The organism is Kitasatospora sp. NPDC022856, from assembly GCF_055561235.1.
This window is the reverse complement of record NZ_JBVHHE010000002.1, coordinates 183,361-204,464: the sequence shown is the minus strand read 5'-3', so window position 1 is coordinate 204,464 and position 21,104 is coordinate 183,361. Positions and strand designations below refer to the sequence as shown.

Genomic DNA, 21,104 nt, shown 5'->3' with positions numbered 1-21,104 from the left:
CAGGGCGCGGCACGCCGGAGGGGTGGCCCGGGGACTCCCCGGACCACCCCTCCCGCGTCGTTGCGGTGGGCCGTCAGCCGTTGATCCCCTGGAGGCAGAGGACGTAGCTCAGCGCCGCGGTGGACGCCTCGCGGGTGTAGCTGCTGTCCGAGTTCGGCACGTTGTCGCACGCCTTGTCGTCGCTGGAGGCGAGGATCTTGCGCAGCACCTTGTACTGGGCCCGCGAGTCGGAGCAGGCGAGCATCGTGATCCGCGGGTTGGGGTCGTGGGTGGCGCCCGTCCCGTTCTCGTTGCGCAGGCAGTCGCCGGCCTTGGCCCGGTCGATGTCGCTGGGCACCGAGGAGGCCCCGGCCGGGGAGGACGGCTTCGCCGCACCCGGCGTGGTGATCTCCGGGATCGGCGGCAGCGAGAAGGACGGCATCGGGGGCATGGACACCGTGGCCGGCGGCGGCAGCACGATCGGGTGGTACGGCGTGGCGCTGCGGTGGTTCGCGCCGAGCAGCGCGCCGGTGGTGATCAGGATGACGAACGACGTGATCGAGAGGATCGGCAGCAGCAGCATCAGCATGTGCGGCCGCTTGGTCAGCGGGACGCCCGGGTCGAGCTGCGGGCCGTGGGTGCCGGGGGCGGGCGGCGGCAGGTCCTTGATCTTGTTGTGCGCGGCCAGGTTCCGCAGCAGGGTGATCGGCGTGATGATCGAGGACAGGTAGCCCCACCAGCCCTGGACCAGGGTGCGGGCGGACATGTCGCGGACCACCGCGGTGCCGCAGGTGCGGCAGAACGGCCCCGGCTGCTTCAGGAACCGCATGACGATGATGATGCCCTGGTGCCCGCGGACGGTGGTCTCCACGGCGGGGAAGCCGCCGCAGAACCGGCAGACCGGTCCGCCCTGGGGCGCCTGCTGCGCGTACCCGGCCTGCTGCTGCGGGTAGCCGTAACCGGGCGGTGCGGGCTGTGCGGGCACTCCGTACCCGGGTGCGGCCGGCGGCGGCGCGGCGGGGTAGCCGTAGCCGGGCGGGGCCGCGGGCGGCGGCTGGGCGCCGTACGGATTGCCGGCCGCGTAGGGGTTGGCGTCGGCCGGCGGCGGGGCGCCGTACGGCATCTGGGGAGGTGGAACGGACAAAGGGTCCCCCGTGGAAGGTGAGCAGTGAGGAGAAGGGGTCAGGACTTCTTGACCGACGGCACACCGGTGGTGAGCGGACCGAGGCAGAGCACGTAGCGCTTCTTGTTCCAGCGCCGCCCGCTCTTGCCCGAGACGGTGCTGGTCGTTCCGACGGTCTGCCTGCAGCGGCTGGTGTCGGTGCTGTCGAACGTGGCCAGCACCTTGTAATTGGCCTTGCTGTCGGTGCACTTGACGATGTCGACGCTGCGCGAGCCGCTGGCCTTGACGCAGTCGCCGGCCTTGGCGCTGCTGACGCTCGGGCCGCTGACGAAGTAGCCGACGACCAGCGCGGCGCCACCGACCACGGCGACGCCGGCCTTCAGCTTGGCCTTGGTCCCGGTCTTGCGCGCCGGCTCGGCGGGCGGTTGCCCGTACGGCGGCTGCTGGCCGTACGGGGCCTGGCCGCCGGGCGGCGGACCGTACGGGGGTTGCCCGTACCCGGGGGCGGCCGTGGCGGCCGGCGGCGCGGCCGGGTAGCCGTAGGCCGGCGGCTGTCCGTAGCCGGCGGGCGCCGGCTGGGGCGGGCCGTACTGCGGAGGCGGAGCACCGTACGGCGGTCCGCCCTGGGGTGGAACGCCCGGCCCGGGGGGCTGCGGATAGCCGTACTGGGGCGGCGGTCCGTACGGACCGGGCGGTGTGCTCATCAGGTTCTCCCCCGAGACAGAGTGCTGTCGCTCCGACAGATCTGACGTACCTTAGCGACTCACCCGGACGGGGCAGGTTCCGAGGGTGCGCGGTCTCAGGACACCCGGTCGCCGGGGAGCGGTCCGGTCCGCCGGGCCGCCCGCAGATAGAACACGGCGGCGAGCGCGTAGACCAGGGAGACTCCCACGACCACCCCGACCGAGCGGCCGGAGAGCGGCAGCACCAGCGCGGTCACCGCGGCGGCGGCCACGAAGGCGACGTTGAACAGCACGTCGTAGATGGCGAAGACGCGGCCGCGGTAGTCGTCCTCGACCGACTCCTGGACGACGGTGTCGGCGCAGATCTTGGTGCCCTGGGTGACCACGCCGAGCAGCAGCGCCGCGATCAGGCACGGCACCAGGGAGAAGCCCAGGCCGAGCGCGGGCACGAAGACCACCGGAGCCGCCAGGCAGAGCGTCATCCAGCCGCCCAGCCCGAGCCGGCGGGTGCACCACGGGCTGATCACCGCGGCGAGGAAGAAGCCGGCGGCGGAGAGGCCGACCGCCTGGCCCAGGGTGACCAGCCCGGCGGCGCTGTCACTCGGGTCGTTGAAGGTGTAGCGCGCGAGCATCACCAGGACGACGATCAGCACGCCGTAGCAGAACCGGGCCGCGGTGACGGCCGCGAGGGCGTGCACCGCGGGCCGGCAGTCCCGGACCAGATGGGTGACGGCCGCGCCCAGGTCGCGGGCGGCCAGCACCAGCGCCCGGCCCAGCGGCGGTCGGTCGGTGCGGTGCTCGGGCCCCAGCAGGTCCCGGTCCATCCGGCGGGCCGCCAGCGCGGCCGACAGGTAGAGCAGCGCGGCGACGGTGACCAGCGCCGCGTCGGCCCTCGGACCGGGGGTCAGCACCTGGTGCAGCAGGAAGCCCAGGCCTCCGCCGGAGGCCGCGGCGACCGTGCCCAGGGTGGGGGAGAGCGCGTTGGCGGTCACCAGCTGGTCCTGCGGGACGACCCGGGGCAGCGCCGCGGACAGGCCCGCCAGGATGAACCGGTTGAGCGCGGTGACCAGCAGCGCGGAGGCGAAGAACAGCGCGGTCGGGGCCTCGGCCAGGAGCAGGCCGCCGGTGACCAGGCCGAGCCCGAACCGGGCCAGGTTGCCGTAGAACAGCACCTGACGGCGGCGCCAGCGGTCCAGCAGCACGCCGGCGAACGGGCCGATCACGGAGAACGGCAGCAGCATCACGGCCAGCACCGAGGCGATGTCGGCGGGGGAGGACTGCTTCTCCGGGGAGAACACCACGTAGGCGGCGAGCGAGACCTGGAAGACGCCGTCGGAGAGCTGGGAGAGCACCCGGGCGGTCAGCAGTCGGCGGAAATCTCGCCCGCGGAGCAGGCCGAGGAGCGTGGCGCGGTGCGCGGTCTGGTCGGTGCTGCCGTTGTCCGTGATCGCCACCCGCCCAGACTGCCATGGAACCGGTCCGTGTTTCACGTGAAACATTCGCCGGAAAACGGTGAACGGGCCCACGGCGGACCGTGGACCCGTTCAGCGCGTGTCCTGTGCTCAGCGCCCGGAACCCGGGCGCCCGACGATCGGGATCGTCATCGAGCTCAGCGCTCGACCTCGCCCTTGATGAACTTCTCGACGTTCTCGCGGGCCTCGTCGTCGAAGTACTGGACCGGCGGGGACTTCATGAAGTACGAGGACGCGGAGAGGATCGGGCCGCCGATGCCGCGGTCCTTGGCGATCTTCGCGGCGCGCACGGCGTCGATGATGACACCGGCGGAGTTCGGGGAGTCCCAGACCTCCAGCTTGTACTCGAGGTTCAGCGGGACGTCGCCGAACGCGCGACCCTCAAGGCGGACGTAGGCCCACTTGCGGTCGTCGAGCCACGCCACGTAGTCGGACGGGCCGATGTGGACGTTGTTGGCGCCCAGCTCGCGGTCCCGGATCTGCGAGGTGACGGCCTGCGTCTTCGAGATCTTCTTGGACTCCAGGCGCTCACGCTCGAGCATGTTCTTGAAGTCCATGTTGCCGCCGACGTTCAGCTGCATGGTGCGCTCGAGCACGACACCGCGGTCCTCGAACAGCTTGGCCATCACGCGGTGCGTGATGGTGGCGCCGACCTGGGACTTGATGTCGTCACCGACGATCGGCACGCCGGCCTCGGTGAACTTGTCCGCCCACTCCTTGGTGCCCGCGATGAACACCGGGAGGGCGTTCACGAAGGCGACCTTGGCGTCGATGGCGCACTGGGCGTAGAACTTCGCCGCGTGCTCCGAACCGACGGGCAGGTAGCAGACGAGAACGTCGACCTGCTGGTCCTTGAGGACCTGGACGACGTCGACCGGGGCCTCGTCGGACTCCTCGATGGTCTCCCGGTAGTACTTACCGAGGCCGTCGAGGGTGTGGCCGCGCTGGACGGTGACACCGGTCGGCGGCACGTCGCAGATCTTGATGGTGTTGTTCTCGCTGCTGCCGATGGCGTCGGCCAGGTCGAAGCCGACCTTCTTGGCGTCGACGTCGAAGGCGGCGACGAACTCCACGTCACGGACGTGGTACTCACCGAACTGGACGTGCATCAGGCCGGGGACCTTGCCGGCCGGGTCGGCGTCCTTGTAGTACTCGACACCCTGCACCAGCGACGCGGCGCAGTTGCCCACGCCCACGATGGCTACGCGAACCGAACCCATTCCGGTTGCTCCCTGTGATCTCATGAGGGCCGCCGGTGCTCGGCGGCGCTCGTCCTGCGTTTTCGATGAATGCCTGACGGGCGCGAGGCGCCCACTCCTACCGCGCGGCACAGGGCGGACGCGGTGTCAGCGCTCCTGGTCGGAGCGCCCCGGGCGGTCGTACGGTGGCCCGGGCGGATCCGGGGATCCGGCCTCCTGGCCACGGCCGTCCGAAGTCTTGTCGGATCCTGCGGTACTCGGCCCGCCGGTGAGCGGTCCGGTCCGGCCACTGCGGTTGGCCCGCTCGGTCTCGATCAGCTCGTTGAGCCACCGGACCTCGCGCTCCACCGACTCCAGGCCGTGCCGCTGCAGCTCGACGGTGTAGTCGTCGAACCGCTCGCGGGCCCGGGCGAGCGAGTTGCGCATCCGTTCGAGGCGCTCCTCCAGCCGGCTGCGGCGACCCTCCAGGACGCGCATCCGCACGGCCCGGTCGGTCTGGCCGAAGAACGCGAAGTGGACACCGAAGTGCTCGTCCTCCCACGCGTCGGGGCCGGAGTCGGCCAGCAGCTCCTCGAAGCGCTCCTTGCCCTCGGGGGAGAGCCGGTAGACGATCTTGGACCGCTTGCCGTTGAGCGCGGTGGCCGGGACGTACTCGTCGTCCGGGTTGTCCTCGACGAGGAAGCCTTGGGCCACCAGGCTCTTCAGACACGGATAGAGCGTTCCGTAGGAGAACGCGCGCAACGTTCCGAGCAGGACGTTGAGCCGCTTGCGCAGCTCGTACCCGTGCATCGGGGCGTCGTGGAGCAGGCCGAGAACGGCGAACTCCAGCACTCCTGAGCGCCTGCCCAATGCCGTCGTCCTCCTTCCTCCAGGCCGGATCCTGGCCCGCCGTCTCCGGCGGTATGCCGTGCCGATGTATCGGCTCGATATATCGAGAACAGTAAACCTGGGTCCCCGGTCGAGCAAGGGGGGCACGCGTGAATGTGATCACAAGGCGACGCGCAGGTGTGCTTGGCAACGGGCATGTAATGATCTGCCGTCGTTTTGCGGGCATTGATACCTGATGCCCGATTAGGTGCGGTTCTCGGCTGCGTACGCTGTCGCGTGTGCACGAGGACCACCTCCGGGGTTAGGGCGGTTGCGGGCATCGGACGTGAACCCTGCCTTCAGGCTCGACCGCCTGGCGAGGAGTAGCTGGAACATGAGCGAACGACGGCGGAGGTCTGCCGACGGTGGCGGGCAGCCCCCGGGTGACAACGGCCGCCCGGGCGGCGCGGGACAGGACGGGCCCGGCCCGGACGGTCCCGGCCGCCGGCGTCCGGCGGATGTCCGGGAGACCGCGCAGCAGCCCCGGATGACCCGGGCCGAGATGCGCAAGGCGGCCCAGAGGGGCGGCAAGCGCGGCGGCGGCGCGGCGGCGACCGGTGCGGATGACCGCGGTGGCAAGCCCGGCAAGCCCGGCAAGCCCGGCAAGAAGCGGTTCATCGACTACCCGCGCTTCGGCAAGCAGGGCGTCCGTCGCTGGCTGCCGTCGTGGAAGCAGTGGCTCACCGGCTTCCTGGTCTTCTTCGCGACCTGCGTGGGCGGGGTCTGGTACGCCTACGCGTCCACCACCGTCCCGCAGATCCACGACCTGGTGAACGACCAGAACAACATCTACTACTGGGCCGACGGCTCGGAGATGGCCCGCAAGGGCGAGACCAACCGGCAGATCGTCGAACTCGCCGACATCAGCCCCAACGTGCAGAACGCCGTCATCGCCGCGGAGAACGCCACCTTCCGCACCGACAGCGGCATCGACCCCGTGGGCATGATGCGCGCCGTGTACAACATGGCGACCGGCGGCGAGACCCAGGGCGCCTCGACGATCACCCAGCAGTACGTCAAGAACGCCTACCTGAGCCAGGACCAGACGCTCAGCCGCAAGGTGCGCGAGTTCTTCATCACCCTGAAGGTCAATCAGGAGACCGAGAAGAACGACATCCTGCGGGACTACCTGAACGTCAGCTGGTTCGGCCGCGGGGCCACCGGGATCCAGGCGGCCTCCCAGGCGTACTACGGCATCGACGCCAAGGACCTCGACATCTGCCAGAGCGCCATGCTGGCCGGTCTGCTCAAGGGCGCCGCACTGTACGACCCCACCATTCCGGCGAACAAGGACCGCGCCGTGGAGCGCTGGACCTGGATCCTGAACCGGATGGTCACCACCAAGAACGCCACGGCGGAGGAGCGGGCCAAGTGCACCGCGTTCCCCGAGCCGATCCCGCGCAAGCCGCCGACCAACATGAACGGCGAGATCAGCTACCTGGTCGACACCGCGAACAAGTTCATGATGTCCAAGGACCCGACGATCACCCAGCAGTCGATCGACAAGGGCGGCTACAAGATCTACACGACCTTCGAGAAGGACAAGGTCGACGCCCTCAAGAAGGCCGTGGACGACGTCAAGGGCGAGACGCTCAACGTCCAGAAGCGGCCCGAGAAGGACAACTTCGTCCAGTTCGGCGCGGCCAGCGTCCGCCCCGGCGACGGTGCGATCGTCGCCATATACGGCGGCGACGGCGTGGAGAACCAGCACTTCGACAACAACGCGGACGCCAAGGGCGTCCAGGTCGGCTCGACCTTCAAGCCCTTCGTGCTGGCCGCCGCGATGCAGGTCGGGGTGCAGACCGCGAAGGACGACAAGGGCCAGCCGAAGCGGATCAACGCCGACAGCCGCTACCTCTCGGACGACCTGTCCGAGATCCGCAAGCCGGACGGCTCGCTGGTGATCGGTGACGACGGCAAGCCGTACCGGCAGAAGAACGAGGACGCCGGCAAGCGCGGCTACGTCTCGCTGCGGGCGGCCATGCAGAACTCCTTCAACGTCCCGTTCGTCCAGCTCAACCAGGACGTCGGCGGCCAGAACGTGGCCAACATCGCCGAGGCGATGGGCGTGCGCAAGGAGAGCTTCGCCGACCCCAAGACCCCGACCTTCGCGCTCGGCACCTCCACCGTGAGCCCGATCCGGATGGCCGACGCGTACGCGACCCTGGCGGCCAGCGGCAAGCAGGCCGACCCGTACTCGGTGACCAAGGTCGAGGTGAAGGGCACGGCGCGGCCGGGCTTCAGCAAGCCCGAGCTCAAGCAGGCGCTGGAGCCGGCCGTCGCGGACAACGTCACCGACGTGCTGGTGAACGTGGCGAAGAACGGTACCGGCTCCAAGAGCAACGCGCTGGGCCGCCCGGTGGCCGGCAAGACCGGTACCACCGACGAGAACAAGTCGGCCTGGTGGGTCGGCTACACTCCGCAGCTGGCCACCAGCGTCGCGATGTGGCGCGAGGACCCGGCCAAGCACGAGCGCCTGTCGCTCAACGGCACCGGCGGCAAGGACTCGGTGCACGGTGGTGACACCCCGACCGACATCTTCACCCGGTACATGAAGGCCGCCCTGGCCAACGAGAAGAAGATGGACTTCCCGACGCCGCAGCCGGTCGGCACCCAGGTGGACTCCTCCGGGGCCCCGAGCACGGCCTCGCCCTCGTCCTCGCCGACGATGACCGAGACCACGGCGCCCACCGCGCCGGACCCGGGCGCGCAGCAGCCGACGCAGCCCACCAACACCCAGCCGGCCTGTGTGCCCGGCGTGGACTGCCCGGGCACGGTGCCGACCCAGGCGCCGACCAAGACCCAGCCGCCGACCGGCGGTGGCGGCAACGGCGGTGGCGGATCCTCGCCCACCTGCCTCATCCCGGGGCTCTGCACCACCCCGCAGCCGACGTCGTCGACCGCGTCGACCGGGCCCGCGCCCAGCAGCACCAAGCCGACCAAGCCGACCATGTCGCCCAGTCCGACGGGTGGTGCCCAGCAGGGCGCGGCGGCGCCCTGACGCCCGGCGCCGAGCGGCGCGAGACGTGCGAACGGCGGTGGCGGACCTCCTCGGAGGTCCGCCACCGCCGTTCCGTCGTTCCCGGCCGGGGCGCGCGGCGCTGCCCTGCCCTGCCCCGCGCTGCCCCGTCCCGCCGGCACCGGCATTCTCGTCATTTGGCCATGAATCGCCGGATCGGCCCCGGGCCGCTCAGGGGGCCTCCTCGTCCAGCCGGGAGAGGTGCGGCAGGATGTCCGGCATGACGTCGAGCGATCGTGACGAACCCGTCGGCCACATCGGGCCCATCGAGGATTCCGGGCCGGCTCCGGCGGCGCCCGCGAAGGTCGCGCCGCCCGCCACGGTCGCCCCGCCCGCCAACACCGTGGTCGTCCCGGCGGACGAGGACCCGGTGGCCGCGGCCGGCAGCGAGGTGTTCGGCGGCCCGCCCGGCCGCCGCGCGCTGCTGGGCGTCTCCTGGTGGATCCCGGCGCGCTTCCTGGCGCTGGTGGTGATCGTGGTCTCGGTGCTGGGCATGGCGCAGAAGCTGCCCTGCTACGACGCCGCCTGGTTCCAACCGGGGTCGCCGCAGTACATCCACGCCTGTTACAGCGACATCCCGCACCTGTTCTCCGGGCGCGGCTTCGCGGCCGGCCTGCACCCCTACGTGGACCGGATCCCTGGCACCTCGGGCGATCTGCAGTACCTGGAGTACCCGGTGCTGACCGGGTTCTTCATGCAGATCGCGGCCTGGCTCACGCCCGGCGGCGGCTCGAGCCAGCAGCAGGAGCAGTGGTTCTGGGCGATCAACGCGGGCCTGCTGATGGCCTGCGCGGTGGTCGCCGTGGTCGCGCTCTCCCGCACCCACCGGCGCCGCCCGTGGGACGCGCTGATGTTCGCGCTGGCGCCCTGCCTGCTGCTGAACGCCACCGTCAACTGGGACCTGCTGGCGGTCGCGCTGGCCGCCGTCGCGATGGCCTGGTGGTCCGGTTCGCGGCCGGTCTGGGCCGGCGTCTTCATCGGCCTGGCCACCGCCGCCAAGCTCTACCCGCTGCTGCTGATCGGTCCGCTGCTGCTGCTCTGCTGGCGGGCCGGGCGCTGGCGCGAGTTCCGGGCGATGCTCGGCGGCGCGGTCGGTGCCTGGCTGCTGGTCAACCTGCCGATCATGCTCGCCAACTGGCGGGGCTGGTCGACCTTCTACGTCTTCAGCGAGCACCGCACCGAGGACTACGGCTCGTTCTGGCTGATCCTGATGCAGAGCCGCGGCGTCGGCCTGGCCAACCTCGACCTCTTCATCGGCATCCTGATGGTGCTCGCCTGCCTGGGGACCGCCTGGCTGGCCCTCTCGGCGCCCCGCCGCCCGCGCTTCGCCCAGCTGGCCTTCCTGGTGGTGGCCGCGTTCATCCTGGTCAACAAGGTCTACTCGCCGCAGTACGCGCTCTGGCTGCTGCCGCTGGCGGTGCTGGCCCGGCCGCGCTGGCGGGACTTCCTGATCTGGCAGGCCTGCGAGGTGCTCTACACCCTGGGCATCTGGTCCCACCTGGGCTTCGTCACCGGGCCCAAGCAGCACGGGATCGGCGAGTCCTGGTACCACTTCGCCATCGTGCTGCACCTGCTCGGCACGCTGTACCTGTGCGGCATGGTCATCCGCGACATCCTGCTGCCCGACCGCGACCCGGTGCGCTGGGACGGCACCGACGACCCGTCCGGCGGGGTGCTCGACCACGCCCCGGACGTCTTCGTGGTCGGTACCGCCCGACAGCTGCGGGAGGCGGCGAGCTACGCCGGCTACGCGCCGGCCGGCCCCGAGCTGTGGCTCGACGACGAGCCGCACGCGCCGGAGACCGCCGGCAGCGCCAAGCCGTAGGGCGGGCCGGGAGCCCGTCCGTCCGGACGGGCTCCCGGCCGCGTGCTCTAGCGGTCCACCACGCGGTCGAAGTGCGTGGTGGTGTGCCGGACCTGAAGGACGAGTTCGTCGCCGACCACCGGCGGCTTGGTCTCGTTGTCCAGCAGGAGCAGCGAGACCTGCATGTGCGGCGGCTCGGCGAACCAGAGCTGCTTGCCGGCCCAGTTGAACGGCGACTTGGTCTTGTTGACCGTCGCCAGACCGGCCCGGGCGATGCCCTTGGCCCGCGAGGACATGCCCTGGACGTACTTGGGCGCCTCCAGGCCGATGCCGTGCGCGGTGCCGCCGGCGACCACCAGCAGGTGGCCGTCGGTGGGCGCCGGGTGCTGGCGGTAGCCGTAGCGGTCGCCCTTCGCGACCGGGGTGACGTCCAGCACCGTGGCCCGGACCTCCAGCGCGCCGTGGTCGCCGAGCCAGAGCCGGGTGCCGATCCGGGCGCGGAAGACGGTGCCGGGGTAGCGCTGGGCCAGCTTCTCCATGCCGGCCGCGCCGAGGTGGCTGACGAACACGGTGTGCACGGGGATGCCGGCCGCCCGGGCGGTGTCCACCCAGTGCGCGACCTCGTCCACCGGGTCGGAGCCGTCCGGCCGGTCCATCGGCAGGTGCAGCGCCAGGCCCTCGAAGGAGACGCCGTCCAGCTCGGCGGCGACCGCCGGCAGGTCGGCCGCGCTCACCCCGTGCCGGCGCATGGTGGTCATGCACTCCACCACCACCCGGGCGCCGTGCAGCGCGCGCAGCCCGTCCAGGCTCGCCACCGTCCGGATCACCCGGGCGTGCGGCAGCGGCAGCACCTCCTCGCCGACCCGGTACGGGGTGAGCACCAGCAGCTCGCCGCCGTACCAGTCGGCCGCGTCGGCCGCCTCGTAGGCGGTGCCGACGGCCATCACGCCGGTGCCGAGCAGGGTCGCCTCCTCGGCGAGCCGGTGGTTGCCCAGGCCGTAGCCGTTGCCCTTCGCCACCGGCACCAGGCCGGGGAACTCGGCCAGGACGGAGCGCTGGTGGGTGCGCCAGCGTTCGGTGTCGAGGTAGAGCGACAGCGTCATCGGGTCATCTCCCAGGGGGTGTTGGGCACGGCGGGCAAGCGGCTCAGCGGCGCGACATGTAGAGGTCGAGCGCCTTGTGCAGCAGCTTGTTGAGCGGGAAGTCCCACTCGCCGAGGTACTCGGCGGCCTGGCCGCCGGTGCCGACCTTGAACTGGATCAGGCCGAACAGGTGGTCGTTCTCGTCCAGCGTGTCGCTGATGCCGCGCAGGTCGTACACCCCGCCGCCGAGCGCGTACGAGTCGCGCATCATCCGCCACTGGATCGCGTTGGACGGCTTGACCTCGCGCTTGTGGTTGGCCGAGGCACCGTAGGAGTACCAGACGTGCTCGCCGACCACGAGCATCGTGGTCGCGGCCAGCGGCTCGCCCTCGTGGTAGGCGATGTAGAGCCGCATGCGGTTCGGGTCCTCGGAGGTGAGGGCCTTCCACATGCGCTGGAAGTAGGCCAGCGGGCGCGGGGTGAAGCGGTCGCGCTCGGCGGTCACCAGGTACAGCTGGTGGAAGATCGGCAGCTCGTCGTAGCCGCCCTGGACCACCTCGACGCCGCTCTTCTCGGCCTTCTTGATGTTGCGGCGCCAGAGCTGGTTGAAGCCCTTCTGGATGTCGTCCAGCGAGCGGTTGGCCAGCGGCACCTGGAAGACGTAGCGCGGCTGGACGTCGCCGAAGCCGGCGCCGCCGTCCTCGCCCTGCAGCCAGCCGGCCTTGCGGAGCCGGTCGGCCACCTCGAAGGCGCGCGGCTCGTACCAGTCGGCCTCGATGTCGCGCAGGCGCTTGGCCTGCTTGGCGGCGATGGCCTCCTTGATGGTCGGCGCGTTCCACCGGCGGATCACCACCGGCGGGCCCATCTTCACCGAGAAGGCGCCCTGCGACTTGAGGTGCGCCAGCATCGGGGAGAGCCAGCGCTCGATGTCGCGGTCGAACCAGTCGATCACCGGGCCCTCGGGCAGGTACGCCAGGTAGCGCTTGACCTTCGGCAGCTGGCGGTAGAGCACCAGCCCGGCGCCGACGATCTGGTTGGACTCGTCGATCCAGCCGATCGACTCCGAACGCCACTCCGCCTTCACGTCGCCCCAGGACGGCACCTGCATGTGGCTGGCAGAGGCGCGGCTCCTGATGAAGGCGAGGTGCTCCTCGCGGGTGATCGTCCTCAGGCGCAGGCTCATGCTCGGTGCTCCTCGTCGGTCGGGCTGCGGGCGGCCCCAGGTTCTCGGGCTGACCCTATCGTCCGGGGCACCGGCGCCCACGGCTGCGGGCGTGGCGGCGCCCCCGTCACCTACCTGTCTCACTGATGAGGTACGTGACGGGGGCGCCGAGAGTTCCGGCGGCGCCGGAGGGGTCGGGGTGGTCGGGGCAGGTCTGGACGGGCGGGGCGTTCGCGGGGGCTAGCCCCAGAGGCCGCCGTGGGCCACGCCCAGGTAGAAGCCGAAGGCCGAGGCGGTGAGGCTGATGACCAGGACGAAGCGCTCGGCCGTGGTGACGGAGACGAACTGCCCCCAGAGGCCGGTGACGATGCCGAGGAGTCCGGTCCACGAACTCAGCAGATGGAGGTTGTGGAAGAACGACGTCGTGAAGGCCAGCACGCCCAACAGCAGGGTGATGCCGACCAGGGTGTTCTCGCGGGGGTGCCGGTTGCCGTCGGTGTTCAGGGTGAGGGCGGGGAACCGGTGGAAGGTCTGGGCCATGTGTCCCACCTCCTGGCGGAGAGACGAACGAGCAGGAAACCCGTTCCGTCCAGATTGCGGTGGTTGGGGCGCGGATCACAACCCCTATGCATTTTGTTCGGCCGTCCGGGTGCGGGTAGGCTGTGCCGTCTGCACTGGTGTAGTTGTGCCCCCTTGCGCCCTCTTCCGGGTGGACGGGGGTCGAGTGTCGGACCGGACCACTACGGTGGGCCGGTGTCGTCACTGACTCCGGTGCCGACGCTGCACAACCCTCCTGCCACGGAGAGACCGTGGCCGCTGAGTCCAAAGGAGGTGGGTTACACATGCGTCACTACGAGCTGATGGTCATCCTCGACCCCTCGGTCGAGGAGCGCGCTGTCTCCCCCCTGATCGAGAACTTCCTCACCGTCGTCCGCAACGGCGGCGGCAAGGTGGAGAAGGTCGACACCTGGGGTCGTCGCCGTCTGGCTTACGAGATCAACAAGCAGTCCGAGGGCATCTACTCGGTCATCGACCTCAAGGCCACGCCTGAGGTCGTCAAGGAGCTCGACCGCCAGCTTGGCCTGAGCGAGTCGGTTCTGCGGACCAAGGTCCTGCGCCCGGACACCCACTGAGCCACCTCTGAGGCCCTCGGGCCTCGGGTAGCTCGCGTCCGCTGTTTCACGTGAAACAGCGGTGAACGGAACTCTTCCGGAGAGGTCATCACCACCATGGCAGGCGAGACCGTCATCACCCTCGTCGGCAATCTCGTCGACGACCCCGAGCTGCGCTTCACCCCGTCGGGTGCGGCGGTCGCGAAGTTCCGCATCGCGTCCACTCCCCGCACCTTCGACCGTCAGACGAACGAGTGGAAGGACGGCGAGAGCCTCTTCCTCACGTGCAACGTCTGGCGACAGCCGGCGGAGAACGTCGCCGAGTCGCTGCAGCGCGGCATGCGCGTCATCGTGCAGGGCCGACTGCGCCAGCGGTCTTACGAGACCAAGGAAGGCGAGAAGCGGACGGTCTTCGAGGTCGAGGTCGACGAGGTGGGCCCGAGCCTGCGTTCGGCGACCGCGAAGGTCACCCGGGCCAACCGGTCCGGCGCTCCCGGCGGCGGCGGCTTCGGCGGCGGCCAGCAGGGCGGCGGCGGCCAGGGCGGCGGTAACTGGGGCGGCGGTGGCGGCCAGCAGGGCGGCAACTGGGGTGGAAACTCCGGTGGCCAGTCCGGCCCGTCCGACGACCCGTGGGCGTCCAGCGCTCCCTCTGGTGGCAACAGCAGCCAGAGTGGCGGCAGCTGGGGCGCTCCGTCCGGTGGCGGCTTCTCGGAAGAGCCCCCGTTCTAAGAGCTGACAGATTTCGTGCGGCCCGGCGCCGGCGTCGTGAGACGCCTGCCGGGCCGTGAACCCCAAATGGAGCACACAATGGCGAAGCCGCCTGCTCGCAAGCCGAAGAAGAAGGTTTGCGTCTTCTGCAAGGACAAGGTCAACTACGTTGACTACAAGGACACGAACCTGCTGCGGAAGTTCATCTCCGACCGCGGCAAGATCCGTGCCCGCCGGGTCACCGGCAACTGCACCCAGCACCAGCGTGACGTCGCCACGGCCGTGAAGAACAGCCGTGAGATGGCGCTGCTGCCCTACACCAGCACCGCGCGCTAAGAGAGGGTGACCAAGTAATGAAGATCATCCTCACGCACGAGGTGCCGGGTCTCGGCTCCGCCGGCGAGGTCGTCGAGGTCAAGGACGGCTACGCCCGCAACTACCTGGTCCCGCGTGGCTTCGCCATCCGCTGGACCAAGGGCGGCCAGAAGGACGTCGACGCCATCCGTCGCGCCCGCAAGATCCACGAGATCCAGACCCTTGAGGCCGCCAACGAGGTCAAGGGCAAGCTCGAAGGCGTCCAGGTCAAGCTGGCCGTTCGCTCGGGCGAGGCCGGCCGTCTGTTCGGTTCGGTGACCCAGGCCGACGTCGTGGAGGCCATCAAGGCCGCCGGCGGCCCGGCCGTGGACAAGCGCGCCGTCGCGATCGCCTCGCCGATCAAGACCGTGGGCACCCACAAGGTCTCGGTCAAGCTGCACTCCGACGTCCAGGCCAACCTCGACGTCGCCGTCGTCGCTGCCTGAGCTCCGTAGCTGTGGCCCGAGGGCCGGTCACCCCTTCCGGGGGGTGGCCGGCCCTCGGTCGTTCCCGGGGGCCCGGCGCCGCACCGGGGCCCTGGCTCAGGCCCGCACCGCGCCGGTGACCAGCCACTTGCCGCTCAGGGCGCGCCGGGCCAGGAACGCCGCGCGGACCAGCATGAACAGGTTCATCGCCCACCAGAGCCCGGCCAGTCCGGCGCCGAGGGCCGGCACCGCGAGGGCCACCGGGGCGAAGACCGCCAGCGTGGCCAGCATCGCCCAGGCCAGGTACGGGCCGTCGCCGGCACCCATCAGCACCCCGTCCAGGACGTAGACCAGGCCGGAGACCGGCTGGCAGAGGGCGAGCAGCAGCAGCACGGTGTTCAGCTGGGCCCGCACCGCCGGGTCGGGCGTGAACAGCGGGACGTACAGCGGCCGGGCCGCCACCACCAGCAGGCCGAGCAACAGGCCGGAGCCGATGCCCCACTCGATCATCCGCCGGGTGGCCGCCCGCGCCCCGGCGACGTCCGCGGCGCCCAGGTGGCGGCCGATGATCGCCTGCCCGGCGATGGCGATGGCGTCCAGGGCGAAGGCGATGAAGAGGAAGACCGTCATGGCGACCTGGTGCGCGGCTATCGCGTCGTCGCCGAGCCCGGCGGCGACCGCCGTGGCGATCATCAGGATGGCGCGCAGGCTCAGCGTGCGGACCATCAGCGGTCCGCCGGCCCGGGCGCAGGCCCGGATGCCCGCCGCGTCCGGCCGCAGCGAGGCGCGCTCCCGGCGGGCCCCGCGGACCACCACGACCAGGTAGGCGGCGGCCATCCCGGTCTGGGCCAGCACGGTGCCCCAGGCGGAGCCGGCCACCCCCAGCCCGGCGCCGTACACCAGGCCGACGTTCAGGCCGATGTTGGCGGCGAAGCCCGCGACCGCCACCAGCAGCGGGGTGCGGGTGTCCTGGAGGCCGCGCAGCACGCCCGTGGCGGCCATCACCATCAGCATCGCGGGGATGCCGAGCGCGCTGATCCGCAGATACGTCACGGCGTAGGGCGCGGCGGTGGCCGAGGCGCCCAGCAGGTCGGCCGCCCAGGGCGCGAGCAGCAGGGCCAGGGCCACCACGCCGAGCGACAGCGCGAGGGCGAGCCAGATGCCGTCGATGCCCTGCTGGATGGCGGCCCGGCGGTCGCCGGCGCCGATCCGGCGGGCGACCGCGGCGGTGGTGGCGTAGGCGAGGAAGACGAAGACCCCGGTGGCGGTGGTGAGCGCGGCCGAGGCGACACCCACACCGGCCAGCTGGGGGGTGCCGAGGTGGCCCACGATGGCCGAGTCGGCCAGCAGGAACAGCGGCTCGGCGACCAGGGCGCCGAAGGCCGGGACGGCCAGGGCGAGGATCTCCCGGTCGTGCCGGCGGCGGTCGGTGGTGGCGGCGGTCATGGGGTCAAGGCTACTCATCCACAGGTAATGACCGCCAGCCGGTTTGGAGTGTTACTCGAAATCCTGAGCGACGAGTCCGCGGTGCGGTGTGTCCACGGCCACTCGGCTGCGTGTGAAGAATTTCTCATGCACAGCCCTCGAACGAGGTAATACCAGGTCATCGGGTTGACGGTGAATCGATGGTCCGGTTATCCACAGGGCTTTCCACAGGGGCGTCCACAGGTTTGCGGTACTTCTCCACAGCCTCCGGCCGCTCGTCCACACCCCCTGTGGATAACCGCCTTGGCTGAAGGGCTTCCGGCGCCTTAGCGTGGGCTCTCCGCCCGACACTCCCACCCGCCCCGGCGTCCGATTTGTCGATGCGGTGGAGGTAGAAAGAGGGGCGCGGCTCCGCTCCACCCAGCCACCGGCAAGGCCCGCTCCAACTCGCACCACTCGCTGATCGGGGAACACGCGTGACCGGCCCCCAGTACGACGACCACGACGCCCCGCCGCCGGAGGAGGACTGGCAGACCGCGGACGACCCGTTCCCGGTCGGTGCCTTCGCCGACGCCCCCTTCCCGGACGGTCCCGGCGACCGGCTGCCGGTCGCGCGCGGGCGCGGCCAGGGCGGCCAGGGTTCGGGCTCCGGCTCCGGTTCCGGCGGCTTCCAGAAGGGCGGCAAGGGCTCGGGCGGCTTCCAGCGCGACGGCGGCAAGCGGCGCCAGGACGACGAGGACGAGCGCTCCGCGGCCGACGGCTTCGAGCGGGTGCCCCCGCAGGACCTCGCCGCCGAGCAGTCCGTCCTCGGCGGCATGCTGCTGTCCAAGGACGCCATCGCCGACGTGGTCGAGGTGCTGAAGCCGGCCGACTACTACCGGCCCGCGCACGAGCTGATCCACGGCGCCATCCTCGACCTCTACGCCCGCGGCGAGCCGGCCGACCCGATCACCGTGGCCGGCGAGCTGACCAAGCGCGGCGAGCTCGTCCGGGTCGGCGGCCCCGGCTACCTGCACACCCTGGTCAACTCCGTCCCGACCGCCGCCAACGCCGAGTACTACGCCGAGATCGTCCACGAGCGGGCGGTGCTGCGCCGGCTGGTCGAGGCCGGCACCCGGATCGCGGGCATGGGCTACGCCGCCGAGGGCGACGTCGACGAGATCGTCAACGCGGCCCAGGCGGAGATCTACGCCGTCACCGAGCAGCGGACCAACGAGGACTACGCGCCGCTCTCCGACATCATGGAGGGCGCCCTCGACGAGATCGAGGCGATCGGCTCCCGCAACGGCCAGATGTCCGGCGTCCCGACCGGCTTCGCCGACTTCGACCAGCTCACCAACGGCCTGCACCCCGGCCAGATGATCGTCATCGCGGCCCGCCCGGCCATGGGTAAGGCTCTGGCGCTGGACACGCCGCTGCCGACCCCGGACGGCTGGACCACCATGGGCGAGGTCCGGACCGGTGACCTCCTCCTCGATGCCGCGGGACTGCCGACGCGGGTGGTGGCCGCCACCGAGGTCATGACCGGCCGCCCGTGCTTCGAAGTGGTGTTCGACGACGGTACCTCCGTGATCGCCGACGCGGACCACCAGTGGCTGACCGAGACCCGGGCCTCGCGCAGGTCGGCACGGGCCGCCGGGGCCCAGGTCAGGACGACCAAGGAGATCGCCGCGACGGTTCGCTGCCTCACGGCTGACCGCCGCGCCAACCACTCCGTCCGCAACACCGCGGCACTGGACCTCCCGGAGCGTGACCTGCCCGTACCGCCGTACACCCTGGGGGCCTGGCTGGGTGACGGCCACAGCGACGCCGCGAGGATCACCTCGGCCGACCCGGAGATCATCCGCCGCATCGAGGAGGAGGGCTTCGAGGCACGGCAGGTGGGCGGCACGTCGCTGACCTACGCGCTGAGGTTCGCGGTGGCGCGGCCGGTCGCCGCCGAGCGGGTCTGCGTCGTCTGCGGCGCCGCCTTCGTGCCCAAGCTCGCCCGGGTGCGGACCTGCGGGAGGTCGTGTGGTGGGCGGGCGCGGCTGGTGTCGGCGCCCGTTCCGGAACCCACCTGCGTGGACTGTGGCCGGTCGTGCGTCTCGGGCGCCGCCGAACCGCGGTGCTCGGGCTGCGCCCGGAGTCACGGCAGCCTGCTCGTGGCGCTGCGGGGCCTCGGGGTCCTGGGTGACAAGCACATCCCCGCGGAGTACCTGCGCGGTTCCATCTCCCAGCGCCGGGCGCTGCTGGCCGGGCTCCTCGACACGGACGGGACGGTCAACCGAACGGGCTCGGTGCAGTTCGCGGTCACCAACCGGGTCCTGGCCGAGAGCTTCCGGGAACTCGTGGTCGGCCTCGGCTACCGCTGCGGGGTGGCCACCAAGCGGATCAAGGGGCGTTCCGAGGAGTCGTCCACGGCCTACATCGTCACCTTCACGCCGGAGGACGAGGTCTTCGGGCTGGAGAGGAAGCGGATCACGCATTCCGACCGCAGGCGCCCCGGTACGGCGCGGCTGAAGCAGCGCTTCATCGTCGAGGTGCGCGAGACGGACAGCGTCCCCGTCCGGTGCGTCGAGGTCGACAACCCGGACCACCTGTACCTGGCGACCCGGGCCATGGTCCCGACGCACAACTCCACCCTGGCGTTGGATTTCGCCCGGGCCTGCTCGATCCAGCACAAGTTGCCGAGCGTGATCTTCTCGCTCGAAATGGGGCGCAACGAGATCGCCATGCGTCTGCTCTCGGCGGAGGCCCGGGTGGCGCTGCACCACATGCGCTCGGGGAACATGACGGACGACGACTGGACGCGGGTCGCCCGGCGGATGCCGGACGTCAGTGAGGCGCCGCTGTTCATCGACGACTCGCCGAACCTGTCGATGATGGAGATCCGCGCCAAGTGCCGCCGGCTCAAGCAGCGCAACGACATCAAGCTGGTCGTCATCGACTACCTCCAGCTGATGCAGTCCGGCGGCTCCCGCCGGGCCGAGAACCGCCAGCAGGAGGTCTCGGACATGTCGCGAAACCTCAAGCTGCTGGCCAAGGAGCTGGAGGTGCCGGTGATCGCGCTCTCCCAGCTGAACCGTGGTCCCGAACAGCGCACCGACAAGCGGCCGATGGTCTCCGACCTGCGTGAGTCCGGCTCGATCGAGCAGGACGCCGACATGGTCATCCTGCTCCACCGCGAGGACGCCTACGAGAAGGAGTCCCCGCGCGCCGGCGAGGCCGACCTGATCGTCGCCAAGCACCGTAACGGTCCGACCGCCACCATCACGGTGGCCTTCCAGGGCCACTACTCGCGCTTCGTCGACATGACGCGGGACTGACCGCGCCGCACCGGCCGTGCGAAGGGCCCGTACCCGGTGGGGTACGGGCCGTTCGCGTCGCCGGCTCGCGGCGGCGCGCCGGGGTGGCTGGGCGTCAGAGCGTCACGGTGGCGCGGAAGACGGTGGCGTCGTCGCCGTCGAGGCGGGTGGTGGTGCCGGTCGCGGGGAGGAAGACCGACCCGCCGCGGGCGAGGTCCAGGACGCTGCCGTCGGCGGCGGTGAGCCGGGCCCGGCCGGCGGTGCAGAGCAGGATCTGCGGGGCGCGGCCGTCGAGTTCGCGCTCCCGGCCGGTCAGCACGAAGCGGGAGAGCCGGAACTCGTCGATCGGGACGGGGAAGAGCTCCTCCCCGGGGGTGGTGTCGACGGCGGTCGGCAGCAGCAGCTCCGGCGCTCCGGGAGTGAAGTCCACCACCTTCAGCAGCTCCGGCACATCGATGTGCTTGGGCGTCAGCCCGGCCCGCAGGACGTTGTCGGAGTTGGCCTGCAGCTCGACGCAGACGCCGTGCAGATAGGCGTGCGGCACGCCCGCGCCGAGGTAGAGCGCCTGGCCGGGCCGGAGCCGGACGGCGTTGAGCAGCAGGCCGCCGATCAGGCCGCGGTCGCCGGGGAACTCGCGGGTGATCCGGCCGTAGAGCGCGTAGGGGCCGTCGGGGTCGCCGGCGGCGGCCTTGTCCACCGCGTCGGCGGTCTCCCGGACGGTCGCGGCGGCCGTGGCCTCGTCCATGGTGAGGATGGCGGCCAGTGTGGCGCGCAGGGCCTCGGCCTCGTCCTCGGCGCCGAGCAGCGCGATCAGCGGGTCGAGTGCCGGCACCCGCAGTCCGGCCATCAGGGCGGCCGCCCCGGCCGGTGTCCGGAAGCCGCAGAGGCCGTCGAACTCGTCGAGCGCGCAGATGAGTTCGGGCTTGTGGTTGGCGTCGCGGTAGCTGCGGTGGGGGGCGTCGAGCGGCACGCCCAGGGCGTTCTCGGCGGCGTACCCGGCGCGGGCCTGGTCCAGGGTGGGGTGCGCCTGGATGGAGAGCGGGATGCCGGCGGCCAGGACCTTGAACAGGAACGGCAGGGCGGGGCCGAACCGGGCCACGGCGGCGGCGCCCAGCTCGCCCTCGGGGTCGGCGGCGATGAGCTCGTCCAGCGGGCGGAGCCCGTCGCCCCGGTCGGCGCGGGAGGGCGCTCCGGGGTGGGCCCCCATCCACAGCTCGGCCTGCGGTTCCCCGGTCGGTTCCTGCCCGAGCAGCTCGGGGAGCGCGGTGTGCGACCCCCAGGCGTACGGGCGGACAGTGTTGACGAGCCTGTCCATGCGCGCGGTCCTGCTCCTCTGCTGCTGTGGCTGGTGTGCCGGATCGCCGGGAGACGGCCCGGCGGGCGGGTGGTCCGGGCAAAGGCTG

General features: G+C 71.3%; 17 protein-coding genes. 7 read left to right on the top strand and 10 right to left on the bottom strand.

The features are described from left to right. Nucleotides 1-73 precede the first annotated feature (73 nt). The 5 genes from ACZ34W_RS03905 to ACZ34W_RS03885 form a co-directional block, all read right to left on the bottom strand. Nucleotides 74-1,102 carry an LppU/SCO3897 family protein gene (locus ACZ34W_RS03905; RefSeq protein ID WP_329488784.1) on the bottom strand — a complete coding sequence of 343 codons (1,029 nt, stop codon included), beginning with the start codon at nucleotides 1,100-1,102 and terminating at the stop codon, nucleotides 74-76. Between the two features lie 59 nt (nucleotides 1,103-1,161). Further along, nucleotides 1,162-1,806: an LppU/SCO3897 family protein gene (locus tag ACZ34W_RS03900; protein WP_465601500.1), complete on the bottom strand. Its 645-nt coding sequence runs from the start codon at nucleotides 1,804-1,806 to the stop codon at nucleotides 1,162-1,164. A 95-nt stretch (nucleotides 1,807-1,901) separates the two neighbouring features. Continuing rightward, on the bottom strand, nucleotides 1,902-3,239 hold the full coding sequence (locus ACZ34W_RS03895) for an MFS transporter (protein ID WP_380387595.1): 1,338 nt from the start codon (nucleotides 3,237-3,239) through the stop codon (nucleotides 1,902-1,904). A 155-nt stretch (nucleotides 3,240-3,394) separates the two neighbouring features. Beyond that, nucleotides 3,395-4,477: an inositol-3-phosphate synthase gene (locus tag ACZ34W_RS03890; RefSeq protein WP_329488781.1), complete on the bottom strand. Its 1,083-nt coding sequence runs from the start codon at nucleotides 4,475-4,477 to the stop codon at nucleotides 3,395-3,397. 126 nt (nucleotides 4,478-4,603) lie between these two features. Continuing rightward, nucleotides 4,604-5,305: a PadR family transcriptional regulator gene (locus ACZ34W_RS03885; RefSeq protein ID WP_329488780.1), complete on the bottom strand. Its 702-nt coding sequence runs from the start codon at nucleotides 5,303-5,305 to the stop codon at nucleotides 4,604-4,606. Nucleotides 5,306-5,810: 505 nt separating this feature from the next. Between ACZ34W_RS03885 and ACZ34W_RS03880 the strand changes: the two genes are divergently transcribed. Both ACZ34W_RS03880 and ACZ34W_RS03875 read left to right on the top strand, forming a co-directional pair. Then, nucleotides 5,811-8,324 carry a transglycosylase domain-containing protein gene (locus ACZ34W_RS03880; RefSeq protein ID WP_465601493.1) on the top strand — a complete coding sequence of 838 codons (2,514 nt, stop codon included), beginning with the start codon at nucleotides 5,811-5,813 and terminating at the stop codon, nucleotides 8,322-8,324. A gap of 238 nt (nucleotides 8,325-8,562) precedes the next feature. Continuing rightward, on the top strand, nucleotides 8,563-10,167 hold the full coding sequence (locus ACZ34W_RS03875) for a glycosyltransferase family 87 protein (RefSeq protein WP_465601490.1): 1,605 nt from the start codon (nucleotides 8,563-8,565) through the stop codon (nucleotides 10,165-10,167). A gap of 47 nt (nucleotides 10,168-10,214) precedes the next feature. Here ACZ34W_RS03875 and ACZ34W_RS03870 read toward each other — a convergent pair whose 3' ends face one another. The 3 genes from ACZ34W_RS03870 to ACZ34W_RS03860 form a co-directional block, all read right to left on the bottom strand. Next, nucleotides 10,215-11,249: an alanine racemase gene (locus ACZ34W_RS03870; protein ID WP_329488777.1), complete on the bottom strand. Its 1,035-nt coding sequence runs from the start codon at nucleotides 11,247-11,249 to the stop codon at nucleotides 10,215-10,217. Nucleotides 11,250-11,292: 43 nt separating this feature from the next. Beyond that, nucleotides 11,293-12,411: a lipid II:glycine glycyltransferase FemX gene (locus tag ACZ34W_RS03865; RefSeq protein ID WP_329488776.1), complete on the bottom strand. Its 1,119-nt coding sequence runs from the start codon at nucleotides 12,409-12,411 to the stop codon at nucleotides 11,293-11,295. Nucleotides 12,412-12,630: 219 nt separating this feature from the next. After that, nucleotides 12,631-12,930 carry a hypothetical protein gene (locus ACZ34W_RS03860; protein ID WP_352288535.1) on the bottom strand — a complete coding sequence of 100 codons (300 nt, stop codon included), beginning with the start codon at nucleotides 12,928-12,930 and terminating at the stop codon, nucleotides 12,631-12,633. A 302-nt stretch (nucleotides 12,931-13,232) separates the two neighbouring features. Here ACZ34W_RS03860 and rpsF point away from each other — a divergent pair, with 302 nt between their 5' ends. From rpsF to rplI, 4 genes are all read left to right on the top strand, one after another. After that, nucleotides 13,233-13,523: a 30S ribosomal protein S6 gene (gene rpsF, locus ACZ34W_RS03855; protein ID WP_329488774.1), complete on the top strand. Its 291-nt coding sequence runs from the start codon at nucleotides 13,233-13,235 to the stop codon at nucleotides 13,521-13,523. Between the two features lie 96 nt (nucleotides 13,524-13,619). After that, nucleotides 13,620-14,231, top strand: coding sequence for a single-stranded DNA-binding protein (locus tag ACZ34W_RS03850; protein WP_465601485.1), 612 nt, complete (start codon nucleotides 13,620-13,622; stop codon nucleotides 14,229-14,231). 78 nt (nucleotides 14,232-14,309) lie between these two features. Then, nucleotides 14,310-14,546: a 30S ribosomal protein S18 gene (rpsR, locus tag ACZ34W_RS03845; protein ID WP_030304537.1), complete on the top strand. Its 237-nt coding sequence runs from the start codon at nucleotides 14,310-14,312 to the stop codon at nucleotides 14,544-14,546. Between the two features lie 17 nt (nucleotides 14,547-14,563). Continuing rightward, nucleotides 14,564-15,010: a 50S ribosomal protein L9 gene (rplI, locus tag ACZ34W_RS03840; RefSeq protein ID WP_329488772.1), complete on the top strand. Its 447-nt coding sequence runs from the start codon at nucleotides 14,564-14,566 to the stop codon at nucleotides 15,008-15,010. Between the two features lie 96 nt (nucleotides 15,011-15,106). Here rplI and ACZ34W_RS03835 read toward each other — a convergent pair whose 3' ends face one another. Further along, nucleotides 15,107-16,435, bottom strand: coding sequence for an MATE family efflux transporter (locus ACZ34W_RS03835; protein ID WP_465601481.1), 1,329 nt, complete (start codon nucleotides 16,433-16,435; stop codon nucleotides 15,107-15,109). Nucleotides 16,436-17,016: 581 nt separating this feature from the next. Here ACZ34W_RS03835 and dnaB point away from each other — a divergent pair. Further along, nucleotides 17,017-19,722, top strand: coding sequence for a replicative DNA helicase (gene dnaB / locus ACZ34W_RS03830; RefSeq protein WP_465601878.1), 2,706 nt, complete (start codon nucleotides 17,017-17,019; stop codon nucleotides 19,720-19,722). 94 nt (nucleotides 19,723-19,816) lie between these two features. Here the strand turns inward: dnaB and manA are convergent, their stop codons facing one another. After that, nucleotides 19,817-21,016: a mannose-6-phosphate isomerase, class I gene (manA, locus tag ACZ34W_RS03825; RefSeq protein ID WP_465601478.1), complete on the bottom strand. Its 1,200-nt coding sequence runs from the start codon at nucleotides 21,014-21,016 to the stop codon at nucleotides 19,817-19,819. Between the last annotated feature and the right edge of the window lie 88 nt (nucleotides 21,017-21,104).

What these genes read in the sequence shown, in the direction of transcription:
- ACZ34W_RS03835 (WP_465601481.1), bottom strand. Translation starts at nt 16,435, where the DNA reads ATGACCGCCGCCACCACCGACCGCCGCCGGCACGACCGGGAGATCCTC.
- ACZ34W_RS03905 (WP_329488784.1), bottom strand. Translation starts at nt 1,102, where the DNA reads ATGCCGTACGGCGCCCCGCCGCCGGCCGACGCCAACCCCTACGCGGCC.
- manA (WP_465601478.1), bottom strand. Translation starts at nt 21,016, where the DNA reads ATGGACAGGCTCGTCAACACTGTCCGCCCGTACGCCTGGGGGTCGCAC.
- ACZ34W_RS03890 (WP_329488781.1), bottom strand. Translation starts at nt 4,477, where the DNA reads ATGGGTTCGGTTCGCGTAGCCATCGTGGGCGTGGGCAACTGCGCCGCG.
- ACZ34W_RS03850 (WP_465601485.1), top strand. Translation starts at nt 13,620, where the DNA reads ATGGCAGGCGAGACCGTCATCACCCTCGTCGGCAATCTCGTCGACGAC.
- ACZ34W_RS03865 (WP_329488776.1), bottom strand. Translation starts at nt 12,411, where the DNA reads ATGAGCCTGCGCCTGAGGACGATCACCCGCGAGGAGCACCTCGCCTTC.
- ACZ34W_RS03870 (WP_329488777.1), bottom strand. Translation starts at nt 11,249, where the DNA reads ATGACGCTGTCGCTCTACCTCGACACCGAACGCTGGCGCACCCACCAG.
- ACZ34W_RS03860 (WP_352288535.1), bottom strand. Translation starts at nt 12,930, where the DNA reads ATGGCCCAGACCTTCCACCGGTTCCCCGCCCTCACCCTGAACACCGAC.
- ACZ34W_RS03880 (WP_465601493.1), top strand. Translation starts at nt 5,811, where the DNA reads ATGACCCGGGCCGAGATGCGCAAGGCGGCCCAGAGGGGCGGCAAGCGC.
- rpsR (WP_030304537.1), top strand. Translation starts at nt 14,310, where the DNA reads ATGGCGAAGCCGCCTGCTCGCAAGCCGAAGAAGAAGGTTTGCGTCTTC.
- rpsF (WP_329488774.1), top strand. Translation starts at nt 13,233, where the DNA reads ATGCGTCACTACGAGCTGATGGTCATCCTCGACCCCTCGGTCGAGGAG.
- ACZ34W_RS03900 (WP_465601500.1), bottom strand. Translation starts at nt 1,806, where the DNA reads ATGAGCACACCGCCCGGTCCGTACGGACCGCCGCCCCAGTACGGCTAT.
- ACZ34W_RS03875 (WP_465601490.1), top strand. Translation starts at nt 8,563, where the DNA reads ATGACGTCGAGCGATCGTGACGAACCCGTCGGCCACATCGGGCCCATC.
- rplI (WP_329488772.1), top strand. Translation starts at nt 14,564, where the DNA reads ATGAAGATCATCCTCACGCACGAGGTGCCGGGTCTCGGCTCCGCCGGC.